The following is an 18,967-nucleotide window of genomic DNA, read 5'->3' on the forward strand; positions in this document are numbered from 1 at the left end:
AATGGAGAAGATGTGTCTTTTCATAATAAAAACGTGCATTCGCGAAGAGGAACGCACGCTTTTCTTATTTTATCCCAATGGAAGCGTTTGAAAACGAAACTTGCCCAATTTTCATATATTTTTCATAACGTTTTTCGATTAATTCATCTTTCGAAATTCCGCTTAATTGTTCAAAAGTTTTCTTAAGCATTAAATCTATATTTTCTGATTGTTTCAAAACATTACGATGTGCTCCGCCTTTTGCCTCTGGAATAATTTCGTCAATTACACCTAATTCTTTCAAATCTAATGCTGTAATTTTCATCGCTTCTGCAGCTTCTTTTGCTTTACCAGCATCTTTCCAAAGAATCGCCGCCGCACCCTCTGGTGTAATAACAGAATAAGTGGAATTTTCCAGCATATGAATGTAATCTCCTACTCCAAGACCTAACGCACCACCGCTACCACCTTCACCGATAACGATACAAATAACAGGTACAGTTAAACCCGCCATTTCAAATAAATTACGGGCAATTGCCTCACTTTGTCCACGTTCTTCAGCTGCTTTACCAGGATAAGCTCCCTTCGTATCGATGAAACAAATAATGGGACGATTAAACTTTTCCGCTTGTTTCATTAGACGCAGTGCTTTTCGATATCCTTCTGGATGAGGCATCCCAAAATTACGACGAATATTTTCTTTCGTATCTTTTCCGCGTTGGTGCCCAATTACAGTTACGGGCATCCCCTTATATTTCGCAATGCCGCCGACAATCGCTGCATCGTCGCCAAATAGGCGATCTCCATGACATTCAAAAAAATTAGTAAATAAGTGCTCAATATAATCGAGCGTTGTCGGTCGTTCTGCATGACGAGCAATTTGAACACGGTCCCATACTTTCATATTGCCGTATATATCTTCCTCTAGTTTTTCTAGCTTGTCTTCCAAAATACGAATCTCCTCACTGAAGTCCATCTGGCTGTTTTTCGTATAGTCTTTCAGTTCACGAATCTTATTTCTTAGCTCAACAACTGGTTTTTCAAATTCTAGCTCTGCCATACAGCCATTTCCCCCCCTTGATGAACTTCTAAAATCTTACGGAGTGATTCTCTCATATCATCACGATGCACCACCGCATCTAATTGACCGTGCTCTAGTAAAAATTCTGCCGTTTGGAAATCTTCCGGTAGTTTCTCACGCACTGTTTGTTCAATTACGCGTCTACCAGCAAATCCGATAAGTGCACCTGGCTCTGCAAGATTGTAATCACCAAGTGAAGCGAAACTCGCTGAAACCCCGCCCGTCGTTGGGTGAGTCATAACAGAAATAAATAACCCTCCTGCATTACTATGCTTTTTCAAAGCTACGCTTGTTTTTGCCATTTGCATTAAACTTAATATCCCTTCTTGCATACGAGCACCACCCGAAGCAGTAAAGATAATAAATGGAACTTGTAAGTCGTATGCCTTTTCAACCGCACGGGCAATTTTCTCTCCTACAACAGAGCCCATGCTGCCCATTCGAAAACGAGAATCCATTACTGCAACAACAACAAGCATGTCATCAATTGTTCCTTCACCAGTTACAACCGCTTCATTCAATTTAGTCTTCTTACGATCGTTTTCTAGTTTCTCTTCATATCCCGGAAACTCAAGTGGATTTAGTGAAACCATCTCTTTGTCATACTCACGAAATGAACCTTCGTCCAATATACTATCAAGGCGTTCCCATGCATTCATCGGATGATGATATCCACAATTCACGCATACTTTTAAATTTTTAAGAAGCTCTTTCGTATACATGATTTTTTTACATTTCGGACATTTTGTCATAACGCCATCTGGTACATCTTTTCGTACTTGTTCTGAAGGTATTGCAGCGTACTTTTTCTTTTTCACGAATAAATCTCTTAGCACAATTTGACCCCCTTCATTGAGAGCTAAGGTTAGCGTAAGAAGAAAATGGGGCTAACACCAATGTTTGATGTTAGCCTTATCTTCTCAATCTGTCTAATAACCTCTCTCTTTACGTTTAACTTTAACCGCTATGCGGTAGAATGTTTGTCATAACGTGTCATGGTCATTTCGACAAATTTTATACATTACGAGTGAAACTGTATATTCTCTACTAATTCATCGTAAATTTTTAATGCATCATTTTCTTGTTTCACTTCCTAAGTAGCATAAAGCTTTCTATACATTTCGATAGAATCTCCTGAAACTTCACAAGAAAGAGTTGCAACGTAATCATTTACGATCATCCAAATGCGATAGAGTAAATAATTATCGAATTGTTCAATAAGTGTTTTAAAGAACGTTTGATGAAGCACCGGAATTGAGCTTTCATTTTCTTCAAGCACTTTGTGTAATTTACTTAGTACTTCAGAAAACGTTTCTTTCGGTAAATTACATACAAGTCGAATCATATCTTTCTCAAGCAATCGTTTTGTTTGTAATAAATCACGAATTGTTTTCTCATCTTGCAGCAAGAACGGAGCAATTAATTGTACAAGACCGTTATCGTAAAAGTTTCGAATAAACGTTCCCTCACCACGTCTCGTTTCAATTAATCCTACCAGTTCTAACGCACGTAATGCTTCTCTTACAGAGGAACGTCCAACATTTAAGCGTGAACTTAACTCACGCTCAGATGGCAAACGATCCCCTGCTACTAAACAATCCTCTTCCATAATGGAACGGATTTTTTTTACAATTTCGAGATATACTTTTGTATTTGATGATGTCAATGGAAATTCCTCGCTTATTCTTTACCAATCAGCGCTAATTGTTTTGTTTTCTCAGCGACTTCATTTGGATCTACTTGACGGCGAGCTACTCCTGTCTCCATTGCTGCTTTCGCAACGTAAGCCGCTACTTGAGGCGCTACACGCGCGTCAAATGGTGCTGGAATGATATGATCTGCATTCAACTCATCCTCTGATACAAGCTCTGCAATGGCCTGTACAGCTGCCATCTTCATTTCTTCATTAATTTGTGTCGCATGTACATCAAGTGCACCGCGGAAAATCCCTGGGAACGCTAGTACATTATTTACTTGGTTCGGGAAGTCAGAACGACCTGTTCCAACAACAGCTGCGCCCGCTGCTTTTGCCAATTCTGGCATAATTTCTGGAACCGGATTCGCCATTGCAAAAATAATTGCATCGTCATTCATTGTACGAACCATCTCTTCAGTTAATGCACCTGCTGCAGATACACCAATGAATACGTCCGCACCTTGTAAAACGTCAGCTAAAGAACCTTCTATACGACTCTTATTTGTATATTTTGCAACTTCATCTTTCACCGGATTCATACCGACAGGACGACCTTCATAGATTGCACCTTTACGGTCACACATAATAACGTCACGTACACCATAGCGGTATAAAAGTTTAATGATTGCAATACCTGCTGCACCTGCACCATTTGCGACAACTTTAATGTCAGACATTTTCTTTCCAACTAACTTCAGCGCGTTCACAAGGCCTGCTACTGTTACGATAGCTGTTCCGTGTTGATCATCATGGAATATTGGAATGTTTGTCTCTTTTTTCAAACGTTCTTCAATAACGAAGCAGTTTGGCGCTGCGATATCTTCTAAGTTTACACCGCCAAAAGTTGGCTCCATTAATTTTACAGTTTCAACAATTTTATCTACATCGTTTGTATTTAAGGCAATCGGGAATGCATCTACACCAGCAAAGCTCTTGAATAATACAGCTTTACCTTCCATTACTGGAAGAGATGCTTCAGGTCCAATGTTACCAAGACCAAGTACAGCCGTTCCATCTGTCACAACTGCTACCATATTTCCCTTCATTGTATATTCATATACCTTACTTTTATCGTCATAAATTTCTTTACAAGGCTCTGCAACCCCTGGAGAATATGCAAGACTTAAATCTTTTGCATTTTCTACTTTTACTTTTGATACAGTTTCTAATTTTCCTTGATGCACTTTATGCATGTGAAGTGCTTCTTCACGAAGTGTTGACAAACTATCCACTCTCCTCAAATTATGCTTGCTGATATCAATTTCTCCAAGTGGTCTGACCACGAACACTACTACTATAATAATCGAAGTGTAGGGAAATTGTCCATTATATTTTCACAACGACATTTTCGTCACCGACAATTTCACGAAGTGCTCCTAGACATTCTTCACTTGGATGAATCGATAAACTTCGAGATAATTGTACCATTTTATGTTCCTTTTCATAATAAATTAGTACTTTCGTAAAACCTGAATAATCAAACAATATTTTTGTAACTTGATTTACAAGCTTTTTTTCATATTGAGACGGCAATTTCACGTAAACAGATGCTTCTTTCATTCCTTCATAAACATCCATTTCTTCTAGCGGATATAGTCCATTCACGATCCATTGCAACTTATGATTTCTTTGCTCGATCGTACCATCAACTAAAACGATTGCACCTTCTTGTAACCTGTCCGAAAAATGTATATACGTCTCTGGAAAAATAACGGCTTCCATTTCATCATTTTGATCACAGAATGTAATAAACGCCATCTTTTGCAACTTTTTCGTACGAATAACTTTCACACTTGTTATATATACGATCGCTCTTTGTACTTTTTTCTTATGTCGCATCGCCTGAGCAAGAGATGGAATTTCTAATTCTTTTCCTAGCTCCGCATACTGCGCTGTCGGATAGCTAGATAAATAAAAACCGAGTGCTTCCTTCTCTTTATTTAACTGTTCAATAAAGGATAGCTCTTCTCCTTGTACGTATTTTGATTTCGGAACAGCATCCCCTAAATCAAAATCACGTGCAAGATTTGCATACTCCAACGCTCCTTTAAGACTTCTCCATAACGTCGTCCTCGAAACACCAAAACCGTCAAAACAACCAGACCAGACAAATGCTTCTAAATTTCGCTCTGTTACAAATTTTGATGGCATACGAAGACAAAACTCAAATAAATCTTCGAACATTTTTTCCTCTCGTTCTTCGAGTAATGCCGTCACGGTAGCCATTCCGATATTCCGAATCGAAAGTAAACTATATCGAATCGCATTCCCTTCTATTTGGAAGTTGTAACCACTTCTCTGAAGAGACGGCGGTAAAACGTGAAAACCTTTCCGCTTCGTTTCTCGTACATACTGCACAATCTTATCTTCATTTCCAATTGCACTTGATAATAACGCAGTCATAAATTCCAGCGTATAATTTGCTTTTAAATATGCAAGCTGATATCCGATCATACTGTAAGCTACAGCGTGACTTCGGTTAAAACCGTAATTCGCAAATCTTACAATTAAATCATAAATTTGTTCTGAAGATGTCTCATCGTATCCGTTTTCCAAACAACCTTGAACAAAATGCTTACGTTCTTGATCTAAAATATCACGATTTTTTTTACTCACTGCACGGCGCAGCAAATCTGCTTCTCCAAGCGAAAATCCAGCTAACTTCGATGCGATTTGCATAATTTGTTCTTGGTATACAATTACGCCGTATGTTCTTTCTAAAATCGGCTTTAAATCCGGATGTAAATATTCAATTCGTCTTTTCCCATGCTTCGATTCAATAAAGGTTGGAATTTGTTCCATCGGTCCTGGTCTGTATAACGAGTTAACAGCGACTATGTCTTCAAATTCATTCGGTTTTAACCCACGAAGTACATTTCGCATACCACCTGATTCAAGCTGGAATACACCTGTTGTATCCCCTCTTCCTAACAATTGAAACGTCTTTTCATCTTGCAGAGGTAAATTTCTTATATCAATTTGTTGCCCAGTTTTTTCAACAATAAATTTTATAATATTTTCAAGTAACGTTAAATTACGTAAGCCTAAAAAATCCATCTTGAGCAATCCAAGTTCTTCCAATGCATCAGCTGGATATTGCGTAACATAGACATCGTTATGCCCTTCTTGAATCGCTACACTTCCCGTTAACGGTTCTTGGCTCATAATAACGCCAGCTGCATGAATAGACGTATGACGCGGTAATCCCTCTACACGTTTTGCAATTTCAAACACACGCTCATGTAACAGATTCCCTTGTATAAACTCACGGAGCGATTGCGATTCCTCATATGCATCTCTTAACGTTATACCAAGCTTTGATGGGATAAGTTTTGAAAATATGTCAATATCTCTTGGCAGGAGTCCCATTACACGAGCAATGTCTCTAATTGCGGCTTTCGCTGCAAGAGTTCCGAACGTTACAATTTGAGCAACACGAAGCTGACCATATTTATCTTTCACATATCGAATCATCTCATCACGTCTTATATCTGGAAAATCAATATCAATATCTGGAAGTGTCACACGTTCAGGGTTTAAAAACCTTTCAAATAATAATTCATATTCAATCGGATCAATATCTGTAATTTCCAATACGTAAGAAACGAGTGAACCAGCTGCCGATCCACGGCCTGGCCCAGTTAAAATATGATTTTCATGTGCATATTTCATAAAGTCCCACACGATGAGGAAATAATCGCTAAATCCCATACGAGAAATAACATTTAATTCATGATCCAAACGTCCTATATGCGCTTCTTTCGGCGTACCATAGCGTTTCTGCAAGCCTTCTTCACAAACACGGCGCAAATACGTATCATTCGTCTCGTTAGATGGAACAGGAAATTTCGGTAATTGATTTACATGGAAAGGAATTTCTACTTGGCAACGTTCCGCGATTGTTATTGTATTTTGAACCGCTTCCTCAGCATGAGAAAATAATGCTCCCATTTCATCCGATGACTTTAAATAATACTGATCCGTTTTCATTCTCGGTCTATCTGGATCAGTCATTTTCGTTCCGCCTTCAACAGATAATAAACATTCATGAACAAGTGCGTCACTTTGATTAATATAGCGAACATCATTTGTTGCAACGACTGGAACGTTTACCTTATTAATAAATTCAGGCAGTTTTTCTTGTAAAAGCAGTTCATCTTGAATTGCATGATGCTGCAAACTTATATAAAAATTGCTGAACATATTTTGATACGTATGAGCTACTTCTTCAGCCTGACTCTCTTTGTCTTCTAATAATAGCTGTTCAATCTCTCCGTCTTTCCCTGGTGAAATTGCAATTAACCCTTTCGCATAATGAGCAAGCCACTTCTTCGGGATACCTTCTTTTGACTTCGTCATAATGCTGCTAGAGATCTTTAATAAATTTTGATAGCCTATTTCATTCTCAGCAAGTAAGACGAGTGGATAAGACCTTTCTTCTTCTTCACTAAAAATAGAAGCTGTTAAGCCGATAATAGGCTGTATACCATTTTTCTTGCATGCTTTATAAAACGGAATAACTCCATACATAACATTTTCATCTGTAATGGCCAGCGATGAAAATCCAAGCTCTTTCGCCCGAATGACAAGCTCATCAATTTTACAAGCACTTTTTAATAAACTAAAAACGGTTTGACATTGTAAATGCACAAACTTCACTGTTGTACCCTCTCTTTACCTATGTGACTACTTTTATTATAGGTGATGAGGAAAGCGGAAATCAAAACATACTTCTCATACTTTGTCCATATATATGAAGAAGAAAGGGGAATGACGATGGATGTAAGAGAACATACTTTTTTCTCTCTGCTTATTATTAGTTATTTTATTGCCTTTGGAGTTATACTTGGTGGTTCATTAATTGGCGGATTTGGTGCATTTCTCATCGGAAAACCAACTCTAACTTATATTAATCAATTCGCCCAAAATTTAAGGATTTGGGCACTCGTTGCAGCAATTGGCGGAACGTTCGATACCTTTTATAGCTTTGAAAGAAGCTTCTTTGGCGGAGATATGAAAGATATCGTAAAACAAATTCTCCTTATTTTTTTTGCAACTGGCGGTATGCAAACTGGTCTTATTATTATTAAATGGCTTACACAGGAACATGTATGAGAGTACCCAGCGCCAATACAGCCAAAAGGTGGTATTTAGTTTTAGCTGGTGCTGCTGTTGGAGGAGTGTTGAGCTGGTTTGTTTTTTTGTACATATACGGTGTTTTTCAAGAAGAACAAACTAGTAAAATAGCAGAACAAAAAGAAATTATCGAAAAACAAGAAGCAAAACTCCACGTCCTTCTCGAAGACCAAGAGAAATTGAACACAGAAAATAAACGGCTCTTAACAATTCAAGAAATCAAAATAAAAATTATAAATCGAAAAAAATATAATTTAGACAATCTTACACTTGAAAACATGACCACTTCTATCCATAATGATCTCCAGCATCTTTTAACGAAAAACATTCAAAGCATCGCAAAAAATAAAGACCTGCTCAAAAAAGTCATCGAAAATAAAACGTACAAACATTACGATCGTATATACCGCTTTAAAGTAGACACAGTCTCTTTTGATACCGTACTTGAAATTAGTATTGATATAGAGAAAGAAAAATAAAAAAAAGGAGGGCTTCAGTGCCTCTCCTTCTCTTTCGTTCAACATACAATTTTTATCTACACAGCTCACGTAAATCAGCAAACAGGCGATCTGCTTCTTCCCAAGAAGATGCTTTTGCACCAGAAGCCATCGGATGTCCTCCGCCATTATATTGCATTGCTAACTTATTAATAACTGGTCCTTTTGAACGAAGACGAACACGAATAACATCATCTTCCTCTAAAAATAGAACCCATGCCTTTAATCCATCAATATTACCAAGTGCTCCGACAACACCAGATGCTTCAGTAGAAAGTACATCAAACTCTTCTAGTACCTCTTTCGTTAATTTAATGTACGCTGCGCCTTCTTCTACCATTGTGAAGTTTTGTAAAATATAACCGTTTAAACGAGCAATTTTTTCTTTTGTCTTATACATTTCATTGTATAAATCTGTGAATTTCACATCCATGTCAGCGAGCTCACTTACGTAACGAAGTGTTTTCGCTGTTGTATTCGGGAATAAGAAACGACCTGTATCCCCAACAATACCCGCTAAAATAAGACGAGCTGCTTCTTTCGTTATCTGTAATCCTTTATCTTTTCCATAACTGTAAAACTCATAAATCATTTCACTTGTAGAACTTGATGTCGTATCTACCCACGTAATATCTCCGTACGGATCTTCATTCGGATGATGATCAATTTTAATTAACATCTTCCCTTTTGCATAGCGTTGATCGTCAACACGTTCTTGGTTCGCAGTATCACATACGATAACAAGTGCATTTTCATATACACTATCTTCAATATCATCCATTACTCGTAAATATTCTAGTGACGGTTCATTGTACCCAACCGTATAAATATTTTTCTCTGGAAACGATTCTTGTAGAATTGTACCAAGACCGCCCTGTGAACCTAATGCATCTGGATCTGGACGCACATGACGATGAATAATAATTGTATCAAACTCTTTAATTGCTCCTAAAATTTGCTCATGCATATGTATAATCTCCTTTTTATTCAACTTCTTCATTTTATCCCGCATTAACGTGTAGTAAGACTCCCGCCTCAAAAGTATTAAAAACAATGGGGCAAAATTAATTTGGAGCCTGGATGCACGTAAAAGCCCGATTGGTGAGGGCTAATAATTAGTACGTGGGATCTCCCCACACTAATTAAAGTTTCACTTTATCCCTCATTATAACGGAAAACATTTCATACATGCGAACAATTGCTTTATAATAAAAGTTAGAAAGTTTAGATTTTTCTTTTTTCTAAATTATTATTTTTATACCAATCGATGGGAGCGTGTATTATGCCAATATTCGTCTTTTGTATTATCATCTCATTTGTGTTGTACCTCTTCTACAAAACAAAGTTCTTTCGTACAAACCGTCCAATGGAGAAAGGTTGGCTCTCAGGAAAATCCGCAATGGCACTCGGCTTATTCGTCCTATTCTTTGGGATAAACCAATTCTTTTTAGAACTTTCAACTGCACGCATTATCGTTGGTGTTTTGTTTATTTTACTTGGCAGCGCGAGTACATTTAATGGATTCCGCCAATATAAACATTTTCTACCATTAGCAGTCAAAGAAGCCGAATCTTATAAAACAACGTAAAAAAAGCATCAACATTGTGATGCTTTTTTACGTCCCTTCACTTTCAAAATCATATATGCAACAAACGCAGATGGTATATTAAAGGGATTACCTTGCACGTGAAAATGTAATTGTTCTTCTCCAAAAGACATCTGTTTGTATAGTTCTTGCTGAGATAATCCTGTTCGTTTCTTTTTTTCATTTAATCCTTGTAAGTATAAGTATTGAATTGGTATCATCACAAGGAAATAAAAGAGTGCGATACCACCAAAAAAGAGTAATTCTGATGACATATTGCATCCCCCTTCCGACATCCATTATCTTACAATCTAATTATATCATAGTATACAATCTAAATGAATTAATATTCTGTTTTTTCTAATTATAAAATCATCTCTCCTTATATATATATTTCCCGCTAAAACTCTTCCACATCTTTAGCAACAGCTTCCAAACCCAATAAAACAAAAAAGATGGAACAAACCAAAACGATTTGTTCCATCTTTTTATTTATCGATCAATTGCACCATAAGTAATGCTTTCCCGACAACATTACCTTCATGATGCACTTCTACATCAATCTTACCAAATTTACGCCCAATTTCTAATACTTTCGGATGAACTGATACAACATTATCAATTTGAACTGGCTTTACGAAATAAATGGTTAAGTTTTCAACAATTAAATCGCTCTTCTTCTGCGCACGAATGACACGGTTTGTTGCTTCTGTCACAATTGTTGTGAATACACCGTAAGATAACGTCCCGATTGAATTCGTCATTTGTGGCGTCACTGAAAATTGATACAAATGCTCATTTTTCGCTTCTTTCGGCGTCATAAATTGGTTCGTTACAATGTCATCAATTGTTTCTCCAACTTGCGGTTGACGTTGAATCATTTGCAGCGCCTGAAGTACATCTTGGCGACTAATGATCCCTTGCAATTTATTCCCTTCTTCCACAACAGGAAGTAACTCAATACCTTCCCACACCATCATACGTGCTGCAGCTGCGACAGACATTTTTCCGTTTACCGTAATTGGATGCTTTGTCATCACTTTATCAATTGGTGTTTCTTTCACGACACCAATCATATCTTTTGAAGTTACAATACCTAACACCTTTTTATTTTCATCAACAATTGGATAACGTCCATGCATCGTTTCTTCATTATACGCATGCCATTGCTGTACTGTATCATTTGGCTTTAAATATAACGTTTCTTCAATTGGCGTTAAAATATCTTCAACGAGTACAATTTCTTTCTTGATAAGTTGATCATAAATTGCACGGTTAATTAACGTTGCGACCGTAAATGTATCATAACTACTTGAAATAATTGGAAGTTTTAATTCGTCTGCTAATTTCTTCACATGATCTTCCGTATCAAATCCGCCCGTAATTAACACTGCTGCCCCAGCTTCTAGTGCTAATTGATGTGCGTTCGTACGGTTACCGATGATAAGTAAATTCCCTGCTTCTGTATAGCGCATCATCGCTTCTAATTTCATAGCCCCGATTACGAATTTATTTAATGTTTTATGTAGTCCTTCTCTGCCTCCAAGTACTTGACCATCGACAATGTTAACGACTTCTGCATATGTCAGTTTTTCGATATTCTCTTTCTTCTTTTGTTCAATTCGAATTGTTCCGACACGTTCAATTGTACTAACATATCCTTTATTTTCTGCGTCTTTAATTGCACGGTAAGCTGTCCCTTCACTTACACTCAAATCTTTCGCAATTTGCCTCACAGAAATTTTATGCCCTACCGGCAGGCTATTAATATGTTCTAAAATTTGATTATGTTTGGTAGCCAAATGGTTTCACCATACTTTCTTTTCCCTAAATTCTTCATGTGTTGTATTTTCAGTATACTATATTTTCAAAACTGTTACACTCTCTCTTTATATGCCTGTACCATTTTTTTTATAACAAAATACCCCTTACATTCCACCAGTCATTCTATTACAACAATGTAATGCTGTTGTCATCTCGTTCGATAGTTTGTCCAGACGCTTCAATATACAATTAAGACAAGACAAGAAATGAAACAAAGGAGCGAATACATGATGAAAAAATTTTTAGAGGTTGTAGGTGCTGTATTTTTAGCTTTCGTAGATGGGAAAAAAGTTGCAATGGAGTTGAATGAAACACCCGAACAGCCACTTCCAAAAAGAAAAGAATCACCAAAACAAGCGCAAACTTTAAAAACTGTACTACACACATAAAAAACCCTTCACTTGTCATTTCAAATGAAGGGTTTCTTTTTTATAGTGTAATACTTTCTCCAGCTTCTAATACTTTCCCTGTACAATTTTGTAGCTTTTCTACAAATTGATATGGATCTTGTTCAATAACTGGGAACGTATTGTAATGCATCGGTACAACTGTTTTCGCCTCTATCCATTTTGCTGCTAACACAGCATCTTCTGGCCCCATTGTGAAATTATCGCCAATTGGTAAAAATGCTACATCAATATTATTCAGTTCTCCAATTAACTTCATATCAGAGAATAAAGCAGTATCTCCTGCATGATATACCGTTTTCTCCTCTGCTGTAAACAAAATACCAGCTGGCATACCTGTATATGTAATCGTCTTATTTTCTTCATCAATATAACTAGAGCCGTGGAATGCTTGAGTAAATTTCACCTTTCCAAAGTCAAATTCATGTGAACCACCAATATGCATTGGATGTGTATTTACACCTTGCCACCCTAAAAATGTCGCTAATTCAAACGGTGCCACAACGACCGCATTATTGTTCTTTGCTAACGCTACTGTATCCCCAACATGATCACCGTGTCCGTGCGATAAAATAATCGCATCAACTTTTACATCTTCAGCCTTTAAATCTGTTTTCGGATTTCCCGTTAAAAATGGGTCAATTAAAATAACTTTTCCATTCGTTTCAATCTTTACAACTGAATGCCCGTGATACGATACTTTCATCATTACATTCCTCCCCTATTCACATTCTCACTTTTTATTCTACATGATTTCTCAATTCCCTGTCTTTTCTAACATCGATTTACTTGTCATAACGCTTTCCTCCGATGTAAAGTTATATTTGTAATTAAATATCTCGGGGGTGCCAATCGATGAATGCTAGATTAGAAAATTTAATGCAATGGCTAAAAGAAAAAAACGTAGAAGCTGCGTTCTTAACTTCTACACCGAACGTCTTCTACATGACAAACTTCCACTGTGAACCACATGAAAGACTACTTGGTATGTTTGTATTCCAAGAAAAAGAGCCTATTTTAATTTGTCCTAAAATGGAAGAAGGCCAAGCACGTAACGCTGGCTGGGCACATGAGATTATCGGATTTACTGATACGGACAGACCATGGGATATGATTGCAAAAGCAATTAAAGATCGTGGTATTGATGCAAATGCAGTTGCAATTGAAAAAGAACATTTAAACGTAGAACGTTACGAAGAATTAACAAAGTTATTCCCAAATGCAGCTTTCAAATCAGCTGAAGAGAAAGTTCGCGAACTTCGCTTAATTAAAGACGAAAAAGAACTTTCTATTTTGCGTGAAGCGGCTAAAATGGCAGATTATGCTGTTGAAGTTGGTGTAAATGCAATTAAAGAAAATCGTAGTGAGCTAGAAGTATTAGCAATTATTGAGCATGAATTAAAAACAAAAGGCATCCATAAAATGTCATTCGATACGATGGTATTAGCAGGCTCAAACTCTGCTCTTCCACACGGTATTCCAGGTGCAAACAAAATGAAACGCGGCGATTTCGTACTATTTGATTTAGGTGTAATCATTGAAGGTTATTGCTCTGATATTACGCGTACAGTAGCATTTGGTGATATTTCTGAAGAACAAACTCGCATTTACAACACTGTACTTGCTGGACAACTACAAGCAGTTGAAGCATGTAAACCAGGCGTTACATTTGGTGCAATTGACAACGCCGCTCGCTCTGTTATCGCAGATGCAGGTTATGGAGACTTCTTCCCACACCGACTTGGTCACGGACTTGGAATTAGCGTACACGAATATCCAGATGTAAAAGAAGGCAATGAGTCTCTATTAAAAGAAGGTATGGTCTTCACAATCGAGCCAGGTATTTACGTACCAAACGTAGGCGGCGTTCGTATTGAAGATGATATTTACATCACAAAAGACGGATCAGAAATCTTAACGAAATTCCCGAAAGAATTACAATTTGTGAAATAATAAAAAAGGTAGCGTGATCGCTACCTTTTTATTAAAGAAGGCCCTTTAAAAAGTGCCTTCTTCTATTTCACTAATATTAATTTGAAATTTCACGATCCAAACTGAGAAAAGGTGGACAAGACACGCAAACGCCATACATGCTCCGCTTAAAAAAGTTAGTATAGGATGCGAATACACGTGCCCTAATCCATAGGATATCGCCACGAAAAACATTGTTATGTAAATATAAATTGCTCCATGTATTTGCCTCATATAAACCTCCTTTTCCCATATTATAACATATTTTTTCTGATTATTCACATTAATTAACTGTAATTAATATTTCTCCACTGTTACACCTCTAACAGCCGCTTTAATATATGGCGCTCCTTGTAAACCTTGTAAACCTTGTAAACCTTGTAAATCTTGTAAATCCTCTGTTTTCCCTGTTACAACTACACCGTATATTGGTAGGTCTTTTGGTTTGATGTTTTTTATTTCTTTATAATATTGTTCAAAATAATCACTTGGTATACCTTCACTATTTTTTTGCTAAAGACTTCATTTGGTACAGAAACTCTTTTGAGTTTATTGTTAAATCATTTTTCGTAGAGTAGAAAACTGAAACAGATTAAATTTTCTTTAGGGATGGCTTTGCCATCCCTTTTCTGTTTCAGCTTCCCCTCATCAAACCGTACGTGAGGTTTTCCCTCATACGGCTTTCCGATGTTCTTCCTTCTTTGGCGTTCAGTTTTGTTCTATCCTCCTACTTTCACGAGTGCATATGTTGTTTTCTTCATCAAGTCCTTGATACGACCATGTTTCTTTCGAACATTTCTTTTCTTATTCCAAAAAAGGTTAAGTCGTTCTAGGACGTACCAGTCTATTTTACAGAGCCACTTCTGTCCAATTGAAGATAAGCTATAATAATTCTTGAATCCTTGCAGAATTCTATTTAAACCTTTCACCATCTCTTCCAATTGTAAATACAGTTTGTTCCTCGGCTCTGTGTATCTTTTAATGCGTTCCCGCATTTTCCTCATGGCTTTCTGGCTCGGAATATGTGCCATCACATGCACTTTCTTCCCGCCTTTCACATGTTTAGGGTATTTTCGGTGGTGAAATCCTAGAAAATCAAATCCCTCGTTTCCATCCCACGTATTCACTAGCTTCGACTTTTCTGTATGGATTGTAAGTTCTAACTTATTCATAATGGATTGTAGTATCCGAATACTCTCTAATGCTTGTTGTTTTGTTTGACATACGATGACAAAGTCATCCGCATATCGAATTAGTTCCCCCAAATGTTTACACTTCTTTTCCCAAATGGTATCCATATAGTTTAAATATATATTAGAAAGTAATGGAGATATCACGCCACCTTGTGGTGTACCTAATGTCGTTTCATGAAATTGCGCATGTTCCATGATTCCCGCTTTCAACCATTTTCTAATGAGTTTTAACACTCTTCGGTCACTGATTCTTCTTTCTACAAGCCTCATTAATTTGTCATGATTAATATTGTCAAAGTATCCTTGTATGTCTACATCTACAATCCAATGAGATGTTTTACTCGCTTTCCGTATCTTCGATATCGCTTGATGTGCGTTTCGTTTCGGGCGAAACCCATACGAACAGTCTTGAAAATCGGCTTCGAAGATAGGTTCTATCACCAATTTCGTTGCCATTTGTACAACCCTATCCTTGATCGTGGGAATTCCAAGCGGTCTTTGTTTTCCATCACCTTTTGGAATATACATTCTTCTTACAGCTTGTGGATGGTATGATTTACTTTTCAATTCTATATATAATTCATTGAGAAAGTTTCGTTCTCCATATTGATACACGATTTCTTCAATCGTCTGTCCATCAATTCCACCGCTTCCTTGATTTCGTTTTACCCTTCTCCATGCTTCAGCCAATATGTCAGGACGATATATTTTGTCATACAACGCGTGAAACCTACGACTTGAACTTTCTTTGGCACAAAGATATAAAGTCTTCCAAAGTTCTTGAGCTTTTACATCAGTGTAGTTAGCTAGTTTTCCAGCATTCACTCACTCTTACCTCCTTCCAACTTATGAACAAAGTAGAGGTCCTTCCCTACATAACGTTGTGTTGTCGTTATGATATTCAGTACTATGACCTCCTCCGACTCCCTCTTTACAGTCCACCATTTCGTATATGCTTATAGGTTTCCTCTCTCCTTTCTGAAAGAAAGGGCAAAGGAGGGGCTCCCCAGTTCCAGACACTACTTTCTCAACATACCGCCCTCCGTACCCCGAGGGATTCTTCGATGTCGTATTTCCAAGTTCTTTACATCTTCCATGGTCTTCGCCCATATTCACCAGGCTCGACTTCCCTTTGTCCTATTTCTAGGTTGCTTTTAACGAGGCGGCAAGGTTCACTTTATGTTACGGTCTGTTGATTCGCTCGCACTTCTAGTAAAAGTTACTTTGTCACAGGGCTTCAACCTTAGGATTTCTCCACCAGCTGCCTGTCAGCTACTAGGCGACTTGGCTCTTACCTAGGCTGGACTTTCACCAGCAAGCAGTGCCCAGCTTAGCTGGGCACGCTAAATAAAAAGCCCCTCCTTACAAAAGGAGGGGCTTACATGTATTTCTATTATGATAAAGCAGGAGCTTTTTCAAGAAGCTCTTTCGCATCAGCGTATTGTAAGCTGTGCGCTTCTGCAACTGCTTCGAATGTTACGTAGCCATCTAATGTGTTAATACCTTTTAATAATGCAGTGTTGCCTAGGCAAGCTTCTTTGTAGCCTTTGTTAGCAATTTGTACTGCATATGGTACTGTTACGTTTGTTAATGCAAGAGTTGATGTACGTGGAACCGCACCTGGCATATTTGCAACTGCATAATGAACAACACCATGTTTCTCATAAGTTGGGTTGTCGTGAGTTGTAATACGGTCAGTTGTTTCGAAAATACCACCTTGGTCAATCGCGATATCTACAACGACAGAACCTGGTTCCATTGATTGAATCATTTCTTCTGTTACAAGTTTTGGCGCTTTTGCACCTGGGATTAATACTGCACCGATTACAAGATCAGATTCTCTTACAGCTTCTGCAATGTTATACGGGTTAGACATTAACGTTTTCACTTGGTTTCCGAAAATGTCATCTAATTGACGAAGACGTTCTGCACTTAAGTCGATGATTGTTACATCTGCACCTAAACCTACTGCAATTTTCGCTGCGTTTGTACCAGCTTGACCACCACCGATAATTGTTACTTTACCGCGTTTCACCCCTGGAACACCTGCAAGTAAAATACCTTTACCACCTTTGTTTTTCTCAAGGAACTGTGCACCGATTTGCGCAGACATACGACCAGCTACTTCACTCATAGGTGCAAGTAATGGTAAAGAACGATTGTCTAATTGTACTGTTTCGTATGCAATTGATACCACTTTGTTATCAATTAATGCTTTCGTTAATTCTGGCTCTGGAGCTAAGTGTAAGTATGTGAATAAAATTAAACCTTCGCGGAAATAACCGTATTCACTTTCAACTGGCTCTTTTACCTTCATAACCATATCTTGATTCCATGCTTCTTCAGCAGTTTCAACAAGTTTCGCACCAGCTTGTACGTATTCTTCATCTGTAAAGCCTGATCCTACACCTGATCCTTTTTGAACAAAAACTTCATGACCATTTTGTACTAAATGTACAGCTCCCGCTGGCGTCATTGCCACGCGGTTTTCATTGTTTTTAATTTCTGTTGGAATACCGATACGCATTATTAGTTCCCCCTTGAGTTATGAAATGACCCCTGAATCATTTTTTTAAAGCGCTTTCTATACTCTTATATTCTAACATAATATCTCAATATTTGACAAAAAATAATACAAGTTTTCCGATAGATTTAATCTTACATGAAAGGACAGTATTATCCGTACCTCTCAGTATAAAGGATAAACTGTCCAATTATTCGAAACTTCACTTTATTTAATTCTATCGATGTCTATGAATAACATCAACAGCGCCTGTTACTTCAATAATCGTGCCAGTAATCATATCAGAATCGTCCTCACATAAAAACGAAATGGTTCTTGCGATATCTTCCCCTGTTCCAGATCTACCAATTGGTGTGTTACTACCTTTCAGATTTCGTGCTTCTTCAATCGTTGCCTCTTTCATTTCACCAATTATATCACCAGGACATACCATATTCGCAGTAATACCGTATTCAGCTTCTTCGTATGCGACTGTTTTCGTTAAAGAAACAAGTCCGACTTTCGCAGCTGCAAAGGCTGAACGATAAATCCATCCAGGCGCGCTATCTGCCCCTTGAAATCCATAGTTAATAATACGACCAAATTGCTGGTTTCTCATAATCGGTACGACAAGTTTTAATAAATGAAACACCGCTGTTAAATTACCCTGGATCATTTCATTCCATTCGTCTTCTTCGTAATCGACTAATTTTTTCCTTTCAAATACGTAAGGACCAGCATTATTAATTAAGAAGTCAATTTTGCCAAAACGGCTCATCGCTTCTTCTACTATTTTATGTAAATCTTCCTTTTTCGTGACATCAGCTTGCACGAACTGTAGACGTTCTTCCATATTTTTATATGTTTCTTTCATTGTTTCCATAGCACTTGTATCGCTATGATATGTTATTGTTACTGAATATCCTTTATCCAATAACTTTTCTGTTACTTGCTTTCCTAAACCTTTCGTACCGGCTGTAATGAGCGCGTGTCTCACAAACATGCCTCCTTTTAAATTGCTATACTCCATATGTAACAAGTTCTCGCTTCAATTACAACTAAAATGAATTAAGGAAAAGTTTTCAAAATTCTGTA

Annotated in this window: 17 protein-coding genes and 2 pseudogenes; 5 read left to right on the plus strand and 14 right to left on the minus strand. The window is 37.5% G+C overall.

Annotated elements, in window-relative coordinates; translation table 11 throughout:
* Positions 1-64 precede the first annotated feature (64 nt).
* The 5 genes and pseudogenes from accA to dnaE form a co-directional block, all read right to left on the minus strand.
* Positions 65-1,039, minus strand: coding sequence for an acetyl-CoA carboxylase carboxyl transferase subunit alpha (gene accA, locus QCI77_RS23425; protein ID WP_000818787.1), 975 nt, complete (start codon positions 1,037-1,039; stop codon positions 65-67).
* Entirely contained in the window at positions 1,027-1,896 is an 870-nt protein-coding gene (accD, locus tag QCI77_RS23430) for an acetyl-CoA carboxylase, carboxyltransferase subunit beta (RefSeq protein WP_002015500.1), read from the minus strand. The genes accA and accD overlap by 13 nt, the downstream gene beginning before the upstream one ends.
* A 185-nt stretch (positions 1,897-2,081) precedes the next feature.
* Positions 2,082-2,726, minus strand: a pseudogene (locus tag QCI77_RS23435) (FadR/GntR family transcriptional regulator).
* Between the two features lie 14 nt (positions 2,727-2,740).
* Positions 2,741-3,949: an NADP-dependent malic enzyme gene (ystJ, locus tag QCI77_RS23440; protein WP_161793975.1), complete on the minus strand. Its 1,209-nt coding sequence runs from the start codon at positions 3,947-3,949 to the stop codon at positions 2,741-2,743.
* Positions 3,950-4,082: 133 nt separating this feature from the next.
* Positions 4,083-7,415 (minus strand): DNA polymerase III subunit alpha, encoded by a 3,333-nt coding sequence (gene dnaE, locus QCI77_RS23445; protein ID WP_085312488.1) that lies wholly within the window; start codon positions 7,413-7,415, stop codon positions 4,083-4,085.
* A 42-nt stretch (positions 7,416-7,457) separates the two neighbouring features.
* Between dnaE and QCI77_RS23450 the strand changes: the two genes are divergently transcribed.
* Both QCI77_RS23450 and ytrI read left to right on the plus strand, forming a co-directional pair.
* A complete protein-coding gene (locus QCI77_RS23450) occupies positions 7,458-7,871 on the plus strand; it encodes a YtrH family sporulation protein (RefSeq protein WP_002015507.1) in 414 nt (137 codons plus the stop codon).
* A complete protein-coding gene (gene ytrI / locus QCI77_RS23455; protein ID WP_002190855.1) occupies positions 7,868-8,371 on the plus strand; it encodes a sporulation membrane protein YtrI in 504 nt (167 codons plus the stop codon). Before QCI77_RS23450 ends, ytrI begins: the two co-directional genes overlap by 4 nt.
* A gap of 52 nt (positions 8,372-8,423) precedes the next feature.
* On the opposite strand, the gene QCI77_RS23460 is transcribed toward ytrI, so the two are convergent.
* A complete protein-coding gene (locus QCI77_RS23460; RefSeq protein ID WP_353825522.1) occupies positions 8,424-9,356 on the minus strand; it encodes a DHH family phosphoesterase in 933 nt (310 codons plus the stop codon).
* 315 nt (positions 9,357-9,671) lie between these two features.
* Here QCI77_RS23460 and QCI77_RS23465 point away from each other — a divergent pair, with 315 nt between their 5' ends.
* A complete protein-coding gene (locus QCI77_RS23465; RefSeq protein WP_002138595.1) occupies positions 9,672-9,977 on the plus strand; it encodes a YtpI family protein in 306 nt (101 codons plus the stop codon).
* An 8-nt stretch (positions 9,978-9,985) separates the two neighbouring features.
* Here QCI77_RS23465 and QCI77_RS23470 read toward each other — a convergent pair whose 3' ends face one another.
* Positions 9,986-10,249 (minus strand): DUF3949 domain-containing protein, encoded by a 264-nt coding sequence (locus QCI77_RS23470; protein WP_002034294.1) that lies wholly within the window; start codon positions 10,247-10,249, stop codon positions 9,986-9,988.
* Positions 10,250-10,462: 213 nt separating this feature from the next.
* A complete protein-coding gene (locus tag QCI77_RS23475) occupies positions 10,463-11,776 on the minus strand; it encodes a CBS domain-containing protein (RefSeq protein WP_002088951.1) in 1,314 nt (437 codons plus the stop codon).
* A 249-nt stretch (positions 11,777-12,025) separates the two neighbouring features.
* Between QCI77_RS23475 and QCI77_RS23480 the strand changes: the two genes are divergently transcribed.
* Positions 12,026-12,187, plus strand: coding sequence for a hypothetical protein (locus QCI77_RS23480; RefSeq protein WP_100248390.1), 162 nt, complete (start codon positions 12,026-12,028; stop codon positions 12,185-12,187).
* Positions 12,188-12,227: 40 nt separating this feature from the next.
* Here the strand turns inward: QCI77_RS23480 and QCI77_RS23485 are convergent, their stop codons facing one another.
* Positions 12,228-12,911 (minus strand): metal-dependent hydrolase, encoded by a 684-nt coding sequence (locus QCI77_RS23485; protein WP_193662813.1) that lies wholly within the window; start codon positions 12,909-12,911, stop codon positions 12,228-12,230.
* Between the two features lie 149 nt (positions 12,912-13,060).
* Between QCI77_RS23485 and pepQ the strand changes: the two genes are divergently transcribed.
* A complete protein-coding gene (gene pepQ / locus QCI77_RS23490) occupies positions 13,061-14,158 on the plus strand; it encodes a Xaa-Pro dipeptidase (protein WP_002143359.1) in 1,098 nt (365 codons plus the stop codon).
* 45 nt (positions 14,159-14,203) lie between these two features.
* Here the strand turns inward: pepQ and QCI77_RS23495 are convergent, their stop codons facing one another.
* The 5 genes and pseudogenes from QCI77_RS23495 to QCI77_RS23515 form a co-directional block, all read right to left on the minus strand.
* A complete protein-coding gene (locus QCI77_RS23495; RefSeq protein WP_113770278.1) occupies positions 14,204-14,410 on the minus strand; it encodes a hypothetical protein in 207 nt (68 codons plus the stop codon).
* Between the two features lie 63 nt (positions 14,411-14,473).
* A pseudogene (locus QCI77_RS23500) lies at positions 14,474-14,744 on the minus strand (anti sigma factor C-terminal domain-containing protein); the annotation flags it as partial.
* A 151-nt stretch (positions 14,745-14,895) separates the two neighbouring features.
* Entirely contained in the window at positions 14,896-16,194 is a 1,299-nt protein-coding gene (gene ltrA, locus QCI77_RS23505; RefSeq protein ID WP_088031616.1) for a group II intron reverse transcriptase/maturase, read from the minus strand.
* 568 nt (positions 16,195-16,762) lie between these two features.
* Complete coding sequence (gene ald, locus QCI77_RS23510; protein WP_002015529.1) at positions 16,763-17,896, minus strand: alanine dehydrogenase; 1,134 nt, start codon at positions 17,894-17,896, stop codon at positions 16,763-16,765.
* Positions 17,897-18,110: 214 nt separating this feature from the next.
* Complete coding sequence (locus QCI77_RS23515) at positions 18,111-18,902, minus strand: SDR family oxidoreductase (RefSeq protein WP_113770280.1); 792 nt, start codon at positions 18,900-18,902, stop codon at positions 18,111-18,113.
* Positions 18,903-18,967 lie beyond the last annotated feature (65 nt).

The sequence above is a fragment of the Bacillus cereus group sp. MG9 genome (assembly GCF_040459995.1).
Classification (GTDB): Bacteria; Bacillota; Bacilli; order Bacillales; family Bacillaceae_G; genus Bacillus_A; species Bacillus_A mycoides.